This is a genomic window from Staphylococcus sp. GDY8P126P (genome assembly GCF_017891965.1).
Classification (GTDB): Bacteria; Bacillota; Bacilli; order Staphylococcales; family Staphylococcaceae; genus Staphylococcus; species Staphylococcus saprophyticus.
On the sequence record NZ_JAESKG010000001.1, the window covers coordinates 67,104 to 81,406 of the forward strand.

General features: G+C 32.4%; 14 protein-coding genes. 1 reads left to right on the top strand and 13 read right to left on the bottom strand.

The window, feature by feature from the left end; translation table 11 throughout:
- Positions 1-170: 170 nt before the first annotated feature.
- Both KA893_RS00315 and KA893_RS00320 read right to left on the bottom strand, forming a co-directional pair.
- Complete coding sequence (locus KA893_RS00315) at positions 171-626, bottom strand: Gfo/Idh/MocA family oxidoreductase (protein ID WP_228480995.1); 456 nt, start codon at positions 624-626, stop codon at positions 171-173.
- Positions 627-864: 238 nt separating this feature from the next.
- Positions 865-1,452, bottom strand: a complete 588-nt coding sequence (locus KA893_RS00320) for a LysE family translocator (RefSeq protein WP_228160924.1) — start codon at positions 1,450-1,452, stop codon at positions 865-867.
- A gap of 111 nt (positions 1,453-1,563) precedes the next feature.
- On the opposite strand from KA893_RS00320, the gene KA893_RS00325 reads away from it, so the two are divergent.
- A complete protein-coding gene (locus KA893_RS00325) occupies positions 1,564-2,112 on the top strand; it encodes a helix-turn-helix domain-containing protein (protein ID WP_002483302.1) in 549 nt (182 codons plus the stop codon).
- A 336-nt stretch (positions 2,113-2,448) separates the two neighbouring features.
- Here the strand turns inward: KA893_RS00325 and KA893_RS00330 are convergent, their stop codons facing one another.
- The 11 genes from KA893_RS00330 to KA893_RS00380 all read right to left on the bottom strand — a co-directional run bounded on the left by KA893_RS00330 (position 2,449) and on the right by KA893_RS00380 (position 14,290).
- A complete protein-coding gene (locus KA893_RS00330; protein WP_041080680.1) occupies positions 2,449-2,640 on the bottom strand; it encodes a hypothetical protein in 192 nt (63 codons plus the stop codon).
- A 264-nt stretch (positions 2,641-2,904) separates the two neighbouring features.
- On the bottom strand, positions 2,905-4,179 hold the full coding sequence (gene sucB, locus KA893_RS00335; protein WP_041080679.1) for a dihydrolipoyllysine-residue succinyltransferase: 1,275 nt from the start codon (positions 4,177-4,179) through the stop codon (positions 2,905-2,907).
- Between the two features lie 13 nt (positions 4,180-4,192).
- Positions 4,193-6,994: a 2-oxoglutarate dehydrogenase E1 component gene (locus tag KA893_RS00340; RefSeq protein ID WP_041080678.1), complete on the bottom strand. Its 2,802-nt coding sequence runs from the start codon at positions 6,992-6,994 to the stop codon at positions 4,193-4,195.
- 199 nt (positions 6,995-7,193) lie between these two features.
- Positions 7,194-8,549: a HAMP domain-containing sensor histidine kinase gene (locus tag KA893_RS00345; protein ID WP_210125518.1), complete on the bottom strand. Its 1,356-nt coding sequence runs from the start codon at positions 8,547-8,549 to the stop codon at positions 7,194-7,196.
- Entirely contained in the window at positions 8,546-9,208 is a 663-nt protein-coding gene (locus tag KA893_RS00350; protein ID WP_041080676.1) for a response regulator transcription factor, read from the bottom strand. Before KA893_RS00350 ends, KA893_RS00345 begins: the two co-directional genes overlap by 4 nt.
- 484 nt (positions 9,209-9,692) lie before the next feature.
- Positions 9,693-10,307, bottom strand: a complete 615-nt coding sequence (locus KA893_RS00355) for a phosphatase PAP2 family protein (RefSeq protein WP_041080675.1) — start codon at positions 10,305-10,307, stop codon at positions 9,693-9,695.
- Positions 10,308-10,319: 12 nt separating this feature from the next.
- Entirely contained in the window at positions 10,320-11,396 is a 1,077-nt protein-coding gene (locus tag KA893_RS00360; RefSeq protein WP_041080674.1) for an undecaprenyldiphospho-muramoylpentapeptide beta-N-acetylglucosaminyltransferase, read from the bottom strand.
- Positions 11,397-11,406: 10 nt separating this feature from the next.
- Positions 11,407-11,916: a GNAT family N-acetyltransferase gene (locus KA893_RS00365; RefSeq protein WP_002483294.1), complete on the bottom strand. Its 510-nt coding sequence runs from the start codon at positions 11,914-11,916 to the stop codon at positions 11,407-11,409.
- Between the two features lie 21 nt (positions 11,917-11,937).
- A complete protein-coding gene (locus tag KA893_RS00370; protein ID WP_194375699.1) occupies positions 11,938-13,413 on the bottom strand; it encodes a S41 family peptidase in 1,476 nt (491 codons plus the stop codon).
- Positions 13,414-13,568: 155 nt separating this feature from the next.
- Positions 13,569-13,790, bottom strand: a complete 222-nt coding sequence (locus tag KA893_RS00375) for a YozE family protein (protein WP_002483292.1) — start codon at positions 13,788-13,790, stop codon at positions 13,569-13,571.
- Entirely contained in the window at positions 13,790-14,290 is a 501-nt protein-coding gene (locus KA893_RS00380) for a PTS sugar transporter subunit IIA (protein WP_002483291.1), read from the bottom strand. Before KA893_RS00380 ends, KA893_RS00375 begins: the two co-directional genes overlap by 1 nt.
- Between the last annotated feature and the right edge of the window lie 13 nt (positions 14,291-14,303).

Here is a 14,303-nt window from a genome sequence, read left to right on the forward strand (position 1 = left end):
ACCCTCATTTCGATAAGATTATATCAAGTGTAATGGAAGTGCTGTTCAAATATCAATTAAAGTGTGTACATTTAATTGCAACGTTTTAAATATATTAAACCAACATCGATGAATAAAAAATGGTAGCATCGTCACTTAAGGACGATACTACCATAGAAAATTTTGAGGTATTAAATACTGTCGAATTGTACTGTTTTAAGTGATTCTGATGATTTCTGTATGGCATCAATCATAGCGATAGAAGTTAATGCATCCTTTGGATGAACGTAGTTATTACTATCATTATTGATGCAGTCATAAAAGGCATTAATTAATTTTCCGTGACTTGGCCCGTAATACGTTTTGTTACCGGTCATTTTTTCATCTTCAGCAATTTTTATCTTTTCGCCCGCTTCATTAACACGAGTAAGTATATTATCTTTGATTGTAAATTTTTCATTTTCAAAGATAATCTGTAATTCAATACTTGAATTTCCGAAATTCGCATTTGTAGCAAAGAACATACCATTTGCTTTGTTTTCAAACTTGATATGTGCAGAGGCAGTATCTTCCACTTCAATATCGTAGTCCAGTAACTGAGAAACAGTGCCTTTGATTGATGCAATTTTTCCACATAAAAGTTGCATTAAATCTAATGCATGAGTGGTTTTAGTGATTATTCTAATTTCTACAGAAGATTTAAAACATCTTATGGTTGTAGTTCAAGAAAATATTATCAGCAACATTTAACGTCATGATGCTTAAAAGCATTATGACGATATCTGTCACCTGTAATTAGAATGGTATTTATTGTGGTGATAAAAGACTAACAATTTAAGGAGATGTGATGAAAGCAAATGCATTACAGATCTCAGTTTCCGTAAATTAATGTAGAACAATGCTAAAAGCTACATAAATTAACAGGCATGACATAATAATATTAAATAGTAATTCATGTTTGGTAATCCATTCTTTTAAGAGCGTACCTATTGCAGCCCAACTTAAAGTACCTAGAAAGCCAATAAAAGCCAATAAAATTACTAAATTCAATTGCACTATCCAAGTGGAATAATTAGGTGTCACAAAAGTTGAGATAACTGTTAATGCATAAATTACACCTTTTGGATTAATAAATTGAAGTATCATTGCATATTTTATATTACTATATTTTTCATCAAAGGATTTTTTTGGCCCACCGATTGAACTTATTAATACTTTATAAGCTAAATATAAAAGATAAATAAAAGCAAAAATTTTCATGTATATTTCAATTTTAGGAAAAACTGTATTGAGTGATTCATTAAAAATGTTGGATAAACACAGTAAAGCTAAAAAACCAAATCCAACACCTAATGAAAAACGAAATGCTTTTTTAAAGGTTAAATTTTGCGAGAAAAACAAGGCCATAATATTGTTTGGACCTGGTGTAAAGCTTGCTACAACAGCATAAATCAGCATGTTGAGTAGTAACAACGCACTCCCCCCTATCGTGAAAAACGTTATAAAGTTTTTAAATGCGTTATAGCGTTTTTACTTTAAAGTATACTTTATGTACGTTATATTGTAAATAGAGGTGTTTAAAGAATGAAAGAAATCAATGATATTATTGCTGAAAATTTAAAACTCTATAGAAAACAAAATGGATATTCACTGGAACATTTATCGTATCTTACTGAAGTAAGTAAAACGATGCTAGGACAAATTGAACGTAAAGAATCTATACCATCCATTACGACACTTTGGAAAATAGCTAATGGTCTAAAAGTGTCATTTACTGAGCTTACTCAAGAAAATGATGAAATCATTAGAAAGATCACTTTGAATGATATTCAACCTTTAGCATCAGAAGATAATAAATATCAAATTTATCCGTATTTTAAATTTGATATTGAGAAAAAATTCGAAAGCTATATGGTGCTTATTGAGCCTGGAGGGACTATGAGCGGCGAACCACATGGATCTGGCACTATGGAATACATAACCGTATTTGATGGCACATTGACGCTAACATTAGCAGATGAGCAATTTATCATTAAAGAAAATGAATCAATAAAGTTTAATGCGAATATGTTTCACAATTATGCTAATAACCATGATGCAACGATTCGTATAAATATGGTTATACATTATTAATAATAAAGGCATCGACACCACTAAAATGTGGAATCGAGGCCTTTGTTTTATAGAATATAAAAATGTACTCTTAAGATTAATGATTCTCATATCGACGTGTTTATAATGCTGATATTTAATTTATTAAACGATTAAAAATCATTTCTTTTTCATATTCTCTTTTCCTAATATAAAATACGATAGTAATAAACCAACACCAACTATTATCAGACAAAGTACTATTCTCCCTACTAATGTTTCAGGCATCGGGAAAATATAAAACATTGTACACATAACTAATGCCATAATTATACCGAACCTCAATGAATTTTTAAGAGTCATAAAATCACCTCTTTTTTATTGATAACCCCAATTAGTACCTTGAAACACGTAATTACCAGCGGCATTTTTTACAGATTTCATATTTATATAAACACCCTTACTTATGTCTAAGGCTGAACTAGCCATAGCACCTAGGAGACTATCAATAGATCCACCTAAAGGATCGCTTGTAGCCAAAGTTGCGAATAATAATTTTTTCAAAATCATTCCATCTTCTCTACTTAATTATTTATATCAAATATATTATATCATTTTATAATGTAAGCGATTTATTTTTTGCTAAGTGTTTGATTTTATTTCATAACTGTTGTAATATGCCTGTTTTTTGTCACAAAATACAAGCTAGTAAATCAAAGGACTCATAATTTAGGAGAGATCCCGTGTGTATTTCAAAAATGCATAAATACATAAAAAATACAACGACGTTAAACGCCGCTGTATTAGTGTTAGTAAACTATTTTGTGTTGTGGATTAAGATTCTAATAGTAAATCTTCTGGGTTTTCAATTAATTCTTTGATTGTTTTTAAGAATCCTACTGCTTCTTTACCATCGATAATTCTATGATCATAGCTTAATGCAATATACATCATTGGGCGATTTTCAATTGTATCTGCATCGATAGCAATTGGACGCGTAATAATTGAGTGCATACCTAGAATTGCAGCTTGGCTACCATTGATAATTGGTGTAGACATCATTGAACCAAAGATACCGCCGTTGGTAATCGTGAATGATCCATTAACCATGTCGTCTAAACCAAGTTTTTTGTCGCGTGCTTTCTTCGCTAAGTTGCCAATTTCATCTTCGATTTCAGCAAAGTTTTTCTTATCGCAATCTCTGACGAAAGGTACAAGTAAACCATCTTCTGTAGATACGGCAACTCCAATATCATAATATTGTTTAGTAATCATATCGTCTCCATCAATTTCAGCATTGACTTCAGGATATTTCTTCAATGCAGCAACTGCAGCTTTTGTGAAGAATGACATGAAACCAAGTTTAGTACCGTCGTGATCTTTAATAAATTGTTCTTTTTTACGTTTACGTAAATCCATAACATTTGTCATGTCAATTTCATTAAATGTAGTTAACATAGCTGTGTTATTAGAAACTTCTAATAATTTTTTCGCTGCTGTTTTCTTACGACGAGACATTTTTTCTCTGATTACAGGTTTTGATGGATTTTGTTGTGTTGGTTTTTTCGTTTCTTCTTTAGGAGCCGGTTGTGCTTGTTGTTGAGTGCTTGTTTGAGTTTGGCTTTGATCAACATGTTCTTTTCTAACTACATCATTTGAAGCTGCAGCTATTTCAGATAAATCAATACCTTTTTCGCGTGCGTATTTACGTGCAGATGGTGTTGCATTAACGCGTTGGTTATTATCTTGTGATTTATCATCTGCATCATTGCTAGTTGATTCAGCTGGTTGCGCTGATTTGTCGTCTGTAGATGTTTCAGTTTCTTGTTTAGGTGCTTCTTGTTTCGCAGGTGCTTCTGAAGTGTTATTACCACTGCCTTCACCTACAACTGCAATAGCTTGGCCTACTTCAACCGTATCGCCTTCATTTGCTAATAATTCTTGAAGTACACCAGCTTCTTCTGAAACGACTTCAACGTTAACTTTGTCCGTTTCTAATTCAACGATAGCTTCGCCTTTATCAACGCTATCACCGACTTGTTTTAACCATTCTGCAATGGTACCTTCTGTTATGGATTCTGCTAATTCTGGAACTTTTACCTCTGGCATGCTTAACTTCCCCCTAGTTAATGTTTGTACTTTGTTCTATTATCATATTTTGTACGAGTTTGTGAATTTCACCGTCACCTTCAGCTGGCGCTGAACGTTGTATACGACCATGATAACTCAAATCGTATTTGTCTGTTGTTAACTCTTTTAGATAAGGATATACGAATGACCAAGCCCCTTGATTTTTAGGTTCTTCTTGTACCCAAGCTGCATGTTCTAAATTAGGTAACTCGCTTAACAATGCATCGATTTCATCTGCAGGGAAAGGATACAATCTCTCTACTGCTACAAGTAAAATTGACTCATTTGGATTTTTTGTCAGATACTCTTTTAAATCAATAAACATTTTTCCTGATGCTAAAATAACTTTTTTAACAGATGCTTTATCATGTGCTTCTGGTAAAATAGGTTCGAATTTACCTGAAGTGAATTTGCTGATAGGATCTGCAACTGTTTTATTACGTAATAAACTCTTAGGCGACATCACAACTAAAGGTCTCATAGATTGTGTACCTAAGTTAGCAGCTTGTGCACGTAATAAATGGAAATAGTTACTAGAGCTAGATAAATTAACAATTGTTGAATTATTTTCACCGGCAAGTTGTAAAAATCTCTCTAAACGTGCTGATGAGTGTTCAGGACCTTGTCCTTCAAATGAATGTGGTAAGAATAGTGTTAGCCCAGAACGTTCGCCCCATTTGGCACGAGAACTAAATAAGAAATTATCAAAAATCATTTGAGCCATATTTGAAAAGTCACCATATTGGGCTTCCCAAATTGTCATACATGATTTATTTTGAACATTATAACCATATTCAAAGCCCACTACTGCGGCTTCAGACAATGGTGAATTACGCACTTCAAACGTTGCTTTTTGGTCAGGCACATTGTGTAATGGAACATATTGTGCGCCTGTGTCTGGGTCATGTAATACAGCATGACGATGACTAAATGTACCACGTTCACTGTCTTGGCCAGTTAAGCGTATAGGTGTACCATTTTGAGTTATTGTAGCAAATGCTAATTGTTCTGCTTGAGCCCAATCAACTAATCCGTCTTCACTTTCAAATGGTTCTCTACGTTTTTCTAATACTTTGTTAAGTTTTTTCAGTACATTGAAATCTGATGGGTACGATAGCATTGCATCGTTGATTTCTTTAAGTTGTTCATAGCTTACTTCTTCATCTTTAGTTTGGATTGGTTCTGCCAGACTATCTGGTTTTTGCATATCTGGATTATCCATTTTATCGTTTTTATCGATTTTGTCATGAGCTGCACGTAATGTATTTTGAACATCATCAAAAATTTGATTCATTTGATCTTCAGAGATAATGTTTTCATTTACGAGTTGTTTACCGTATAGGATATCAACAGACTCATGCTTACGTATTTCATGATATTGTAGTGGGTTTGTGATGGATGGTTCGTCCATTTCATTATGACCGTAACGACGATAGCCGACTAAGTCAATCACGACGTCTTTGTTAAATTCTTTTCTAAATGCCATTGCAATTTCTATTGCTTCGATTGTAGCTTCAACGTTATCTGCATTGACATGCATGATTGGCACATCATAACCTTTAGCAACATCTGAAGAATATGTTGTTGAACGGCCATCTTCAGGTTCAGTCGTAAAACCAATGCGGTTATTAGTAATGATGTGAAGTGAACCACCTGTTGAATAACCTTCTAGATTACCTAAATTCATTGCTTCAAAGTTAATACCTTGACCTGGGTAGGCAGCATCACCATGTATTAAAATCGGCATTGATTTTTTAAATTCAGTAGTAACTGCACCTGGTTTATCTGTTGTATCTTGATTTGCACGAGTCTTACCTAATACTACTGGTGCGACGATTTCCAAATGACTTGGGTTATTTGCTAATGAAATGCGTTGTTCACTACCGTAAGATTGCGTAGTTTTAACACCACCAAGATGATATTTAACGTCTCCAGTCCATCCTGAAGTTAATTGTAGGCTACCGTCTTCAGGTAAGAATTTCATAGGATCTGTGTGCATAAATTCAGAAATCATCATTTCATAAGGCTTTTCTAATACGTGGGTTAATACATTTAATCTACCACGGTGTGCCATACCTATTTGAATATTTTGTATGCCTTCATCGCTCGCAATTCTTAATGTCTGTTGAAGCATTGGTACTAAAGTATCTACACCTTCAATAGAAAAACGTTTTGCGCCTACGAAGTTTTTATGAAGATACTTTTCAAAACCTTCAACATGAGCTAAATTTTTAAATAATTCAATTTTTTGATTGTCATTCAATGTTGCTTTGTATGGAGTTTCAATTCTGCGTTTTAACCATACACGTTCACGATTATTGTTAATGTGCGTATATTCAAAAGCGATAGGACCTTTGTAGCGTTTTTCCATACGCACAATCGCTTCATAAGCATTATCGTATATGTCTTTAAAATGTTCAGACACAATACCTGCTGAAATAGATTCTAATGTTTCTTGATCTAAGTTGAAGTCTTCGATGTTTAATTTCGGTACGTTTTCTCTTTGAGGTCGGTTTACAGGATAAATATCTGCCAATAAATGCCCATATTGACGAATGTTATCGATTAGGCGCATAACACGTTTGATTGTGCTATCTCCTTTAGTCACATTTGATTGACCTTCTGTGTTTGTTGCGATGTTTGCTTCACCGTTTTTAATTGTACTAAATAGGACTTGTAAATCTTCTGGAACTGCACTAGGATCGTCTAGATATATGTCATATAAGTCTAAAACATATCCAAGATTTGCTCCGAAATTTACAGGTGCCTCGGAAACCTGACTTTCGTTGCTCATATTACACCCTCCACAAAATAGTTGAAACGCTTACAAATCAATAATAGCACTTATTATATACAAATTAAAGTACCAATAGCGCACTTATTACTAAAAAAGCAGAACCTTTTTTACTTTGGTTCTGCTCATAAGTTTTATATATAATAGGGTGACATATATGTTGTTAGAAAAAACATTTTGCACCAATTAGTTTTGAATGTTAAAAAGTAATCTTAAACGTTGTATATTTACCAACTTCACTATCGACATGTATAGTACCATTATTTAGTTCTATGATTTTTTTAGCGATAGATAATCCCAATCCATTACCACCTAATTTGCGAGAACGTGATTTATCAACTCTATAAAATCTATCAAAAATAAATTCTATATCTTCTTTAGGTATACCCACACCGTGATCAGTAATTTCAATAGAAATTTGTTTGTTTCTCAACTTTGTTTGTATCTGAATGTATTTATTTATCTGATCATATTTCATAGCATTATCAATAAAGATGATCAGCATTTGTTCAAATTGATAACGATCAATTCTTATGTTTAATGGTTTAGGAAACGCATCGAATTCAAATGTATAATCACTGTGCAATTGTGATAAAGATTTAATTCGAGATGCAATCTCTTGATTTATCTCAACATTTTCAATTTCACCGTCTCTACTGTTATTATTGTCTTTTGTAAGTAATAATAGTTCTTCTACAAGTTTTGTAATTCTTGTCATTTCTTCTAATGAAATATCTAAAGACTCTTCTAATATAGCAGCATCTTTTTTACCCCAGCGATTGATGAGATTAAGATGGCCTTGAATGATCTGTAAGGGAGTACGTAATTCATGTGACGCATCTTCGACAAATTGTCGCTGTTGATTAAAAGATTCTTCCAATTGGAGCATCATCTCATTAAATGTCACAATTAAGTTGTCTGTTTCTTCGTAATTTGTACTTAATTCTACTTTTTCTTGGAAACCATCTCTCCGAATTTGTTGCATCTTATTCGACATCAATATTAACGGTTTTGTAATTTGCGAAGAAAAGAAATAACTAATAATTGCAGTTATAAACGTTGCTATCACACCAAATATTAGAGCGATAAAATATAAAGAGTTTACAAGTGCTTTATAGTCTTCTAAAGAATGCACTATCACACTGTAACCATTAAATTTTGGTGACTCAATATGATCTGTGATGATGAGATAATCTTTTTTGTGATCACTTTTAACTGCTATACGATTTACATTTGTCGGTGCGATATTCGGAGAAAACGTAATGGAGTTATCATTTGATGTTTCCATTAATTTGTGACCATCTTCATTAAATAACATGACTTTTTGAAAATTACCTAAGGATGCATTTAAATCAAGTGGTGTGACGTGTTCAATTTGTTTAGATTCAAATAATTTAACTATATCTTCTGAACTACGTTCAGCCTCATCTACTTCATTATGTCTTAATGAATTACTGAGGAAGAAAATGATTATGATGCTAAAAAGAAAAATGGTTAAAAACGTAATCGTCGGAGTAATCAACATCCATTTAGTTTTAAGTTTACGTTGTTTCATTGTCTTACCACGTACCCTACACCGCGTACTGTTTCGATACACTTATCTTTACCAAAGGGTTTTAATTTGTTTCTTAAATATCGAATGTAAACATCTACTACATTTGTTTCTACTTCTGTATCGTATCCCCATACGTCCGTAATGATTTGTTCCCTTTGCAGAACGTGGTTTCTGTTTTCAGCTAGTAAAAATAACAAATCATATTCTGTTTTTGTTAAATCAAGTGGTTGTCCATCCACAGTGACTTTAAAAGCATCTTTATCTATAATGATGCCTTTGATATCGATTAGATTCTTTTTTGGTTGTCTTCGTAACATAGCTCTGATTCTTGCTAATAATTCTTCTATATCAAACGGTTTAACGATATAATCATCCGCACCGTAATCCAAACCAGCCACCTTATCGTAAGTATCACTTTTAGCAGTGATGATAATGATAGGTGTAGTTTGATTTTGACGAATCTGACGACAAATTTCTAAACCATTTATATTCGGAAGCATTAAGTCTAAAAGAATTAAATCATAAGTATTTGATAATGCTTTTTCTAAACCAGGCTTCCCATCATATTCAATATCTACGTCATAATTTTCATGTTCAAGTTCAAGCTCTATAAAACGCGCAAGGTTTTGCTCGTCTTCTACTATTAAGATTTTTGTCATATGTAGCACCTCAAATTATATATTATAATAAATGCTTGTTTGTAGAAAGTTATTGCATAAAAATTTCAAAATGTTTTTAAAATACTTCATGATTTTAATCACTTTTATTGTAATATATAGGTATTTCATAAAATTTGAAAAAATTATTCGAATTCAATTGACAATCATTCTCAGTGTTGTATAATGTAATTGAAAATGATTATCAATACCAAAAATAAGACATTCCCCCCCACATATTTCGTTCTTATTTGGATTGTTCATTTTCAAAAATATCCCCTTTTATATGCCCGTAAAAGACTAACGTTGCGAGACAACGTGAATATAAAAACCGGTTTTACATTGTGAAATCGGTTTTTATAATAAATTTTGACACATAAAAGCAGTTAGATGAATTTATTCACCTAACTGCTTTTTTACTGTGTTTTTAAATAAATTATAAGTTACATCAGACACTATGGATGCACATAAGTTGAATTGAATGGAATTATACTTGCAATTTATGGCGTAATATTAATGTTGATAATACGACACAGAATGCGCCACCAATAATACCTGCTATAATATCTGTAGGATAGTGTACACCAAGATAAACTCTTGATGACGATATCATAATGATAAATAAAGCTGAGAGACCAATCATAAAGGCTTTAGATTTACCCTTCATAACTCGATTGGCGATATATATCGTACTTCCAAAGAATGCTGTAGAACCCATCGCATGACCACTTGGGAAACTAAATCCTGAGATATCAATAAGTCGAAGTAGCGTTGGACGTTCTCTATCAAAGATATTTTTAAGTAATGGGTTTAATGTACTCGATAAACTCATTGCAATTGCGAAAAATAAAGCCTCAATATTTAAACGTTTTAACATTAAATAAGCAACGAGCAACAGAGATAAACAAACCATTGCCCAAACTTCTCCAACTTTGGTTACACCGAGAAATATCGTTGTGGTGATGAAACTTTCAGAAGAATAAATGAACTCATATACTTCATTATCAATCCACTTTCCCAGTCTTGATTCGTGGAAGAATGCAATGATGCCAAATATTAACGTAAAAATAATGAGTAATGATATTCTTTTCCAACGACTCATTGCATGTACCTCCTATTCGCTTAAAGCATCGTTTATTATCTTTTGGAATAAATCCTGACGCGTAAAGCTTTCTTTATATGTTTGCATTTGTTTAATGATATCATCGCGATTGGTTTCAATTTCTCTCAATTGTGTTTTTAATTCATTTTCAGTTAATGTATCTTCGAGAATTGTTTTACCAAATCCTTTTGATTCAAAATGTTTAGCATTGTCAATTTGGTCGCCACGTGATTGATCTAAACCTAAAGGAATTAATAACATTGGAATGCGTAGCGCTAAAAATTCATAGATAGCGTTAGAACCAGCACGACTAATCACTGTATCTGTAATAGCAAGTAAATCCGTTAAATCATCTTTAACAAATTCAAATTGAATGTAATCTTTAGTGCCAACATATGAATTGTCTAATAGCCCTTTTCCAGTTAAATGAATGACTTGGTAAGACTCTTGAAGTGTCTCGAGATTTTGTCTTATAATGTCATTCAATTTTTTACTGCCTAGACTGCCACCCATGACTAATAATACTTTTTTATCATTATTAAATTCTGTCAGTTGATAACCTCTATGTTTATCTCCAGTTTTTAAGTCTTCTCTCACTGTTGCACCAACAAAATTTGCTTTATCTTTAGGTAAATAATTTAATGTATCTTCAAAGGTAGTATATATTTTTTTAGCGAATTTTAATGAGATTTTATTTGCTAAACCAGGTGTTAAATCAGATTCATGTATAATCGTAGGGATTTTTAAAGATTTTGCAGCAATAACGACTGGTACTGAAACAAATCCCCCTTTAGAAAATAGTAAATCAGGCTTTTCTTTTTTTAGCACACTTCTAGCATCTAATACACCTTTTAACACCTTAAATATATCTTTAATATTATCCCAAGAAATATACCTTCTTAATTTACCACTAGATATAGAGTGGTATTTAATTGAAGGTAATTGAGATTCAATCATTTCACGTTCAATCCCATTTTTTGATCCGATATAAAAGGTATCGTATCCTTCTTCTATTGCAGTTGGAATCAAACTTAGGTTTACGGAAACATGTCCAACTGTACCTCCACCGGTAAATGCGATTTTCGTCATAATATAACCTCTATTCTTCTAAATTTTTATAATAGGCATAAAATGGTTCACCTTTATTAAAAGGATGATAATCAATTTTTGCTTCGCCTACTTTGCTAAAGCCAAATTTAGTAAACAGTCCTTGTGCGCGCTTATTTAAAGCAAATGTATCGGTTAATAACACATGAATATTATGATCCAGTGCTAAATTAACTGCAAAATCAAATAGTTGCGTTGCAGTACCTTTATATTCAGATGATCCTGCCAATCTATGAATAACATAGGCACCTTTTCTGTCAATTGGCCATTCTAATTCATCATACCATTCTGATTGCTGTTGGTCGACAACTATAAAAGCATAAATAATAGAATTTTCTTCTAGAACAAAAAGTGTGTCTTTTTCAATATCTTCTTCAAAATGTTCTTCTAAAGGATAATGTTCATCCCATTGATTGTTGTTGTCTTGCTTCATAATAGTTTTAGCTTCTTCTACAATGTTTAAAATACTAGATAAATCATTTTTATTTGCTTTTCTAATCATAAACCGATGACTCCTCTTAAATTAATTTAGTTTTTTTAAAAGCTCATTTAATACGGTGTCTTCTTTGTTTGCTTTTTCAACAAGTTGCTGTGTGAATTTTTCATTCGTTGACTTGTTAAATGTGCCATTTACATCTAAATTATTTTTCTTTTGGAAGGATTTGAGTGCATCCTCTAGTTCGCTATCAAATTCAGTAGACTGATTATTAATATGATAGCCTAATGCATTCAATCCCACCTTCATTGTTTTAACATTTTTATCATCGTCACCCAACTGATATGTTTTATTGCTTGGGATAACATTTAATGATTTATATGCAGGTTCTTCTATTTTCTTATCAGGAGTAATGCCTTTTCCATGAATATAATGAGATTTTGGCGTTAACCATTTCATATTAGTGAATTTTAATAATGAACCATCTTCAAATTCTCGTGTAGTCTGCACAATGCCTTTACCAAATGTTTTTGAACCATAAACTTTGGCTTTATTATAATCTTTCATAGCACCTGTGAAAACTTCTGAAGCACTAGCTGAGCCTTTATTTACTAAAATAGAAACATCCATATCTTTGGCTTCTTTTGAGGCATCATTTGAAGCCTTAATTGCTTCTTTATGTTTGCCTTTTTCTAATTGAACAACTGTTTCATTTTTATCAATGAAAATGTTTGCCATTTTAACAGCTTCATCTAATAAGCCTCCAGGATTATTACGTAAATCCAATACAATTTTACGGATGCCATCTTTGTGTGCTTTAATGATGGCAGATTTTAATTCGCCTGATGTACTATTTTGGAATTTATTGATAGTAAAGACACCGACATCGCCATGTTTTTGGTATTCAACACTTTTGACATGAATTTTATCTCGTTTTATTGTGATGTCGTGAGCTTGTCCACCGCGTTCAATGGTTAGTGTTACTTTTGTACCTTGTTTTCCTCTAACTTTTTTAACAATTGCTTCTAAAGGCTGTCCTTTAATCGATTTACCATTCACTTTAGTAACCACATCTTTAGGCTGAATTCCGGCCTTTTCAGCAGGTGATTGTTTCATAGGGCTTGTAATTTGAATTTGATTCCCTTTCTTTTGCATTTCAGCCCCAATACCTACAAAATCACCTGATACATCTTCATTAAATGATTTAGTTTCTTTTTTGGTCATATAGTCTGAATAAGGGTCATCCAATTTTTTTACCATACCATCAATCGCTGCTGTCCCCAGCTCTTCTGAACTAGTATCTTTATAGTATTCATCATCTAGTGTTTGATAAACTTGCTCTACTTTTTTCATCTCAGCACGTTGATTACTATTTAAACCACTTGTCCAATGACTGATCCCAATCGTTGCAAATACTGCAATCACAGCAGTTACAAGTATTGTAACTATTAATATAATAATAAAGTGACTACGTTTGAAATTTATTTGTTTCTTTGTTGATTGCGATGATGCTTTTTCATTTACTTCTTGATTCACTTCAGTTGTGTCTTTACTTTCTGACATTTAATCACTTCCAATACATATGTAAAAAATTAATATTGTAAAAAATCATTACAAATAAAATGAGCTGGGATTGAATCATTTAGATTAATCCCAGCAACAAATGATACCTTATTATTTTAATATATTTTAATCGTGCTACTCAAATGTTAAAGTAATTAAAATTTTAACCATTCGGTATATTCCTCGTATAAATCATCAAAAACGGATAATGAAATAGTATAATGCCCTTGTGTTTCTATATAATCTGACAGTATATGAAAGTCTTTTTCATGTTTTGGAAAAGATAAATCATCAAATATTTCTTCTGCTAATTCACCTTTTTCATCTTTACGCCCACGTGCTGTAAGGGCAAAATGATAAAATGAATGGTCTTTCATTAGTTCATTGTCACATCAACAATTTTAGTTTCACCTTTAGTCACAGTTGTTACATCAGCCACTGAAATAGATGCTGTGTTGTCAGAATTTGTGATAATAATTGGTGAAACAACTGATTTTGCATTTTCTTTTATATAGTCTAAATCAAATTTTAATAATGGGTCTCCAACGTTAACAACGTCGCCACTTTCAACTAGAATGTCAAAGCCTTCACCATCTAATTGCACGGTATCAAGACCAATATGAACAAGTAATTCTAGGCCATTTTCAGCTTTTAATCCAATAGCATGTTTCGTTGGGAAAACATTATCTACCTTACCATCGATTGGTGAAACAACTTCACCTTCTGTTGGATTTATACCAAAGCCTTCACCCATCATTTTTTGAGCAAATACTGGATCTGGTATATCTTCGATTTTTACATATTCCCCAGTAATTGGTGCATAAATCGCGCTTTCTTTATTGACCTCTTTGCCTTTACCAAATAATTTTTTAAACATAATATGTTCGCTC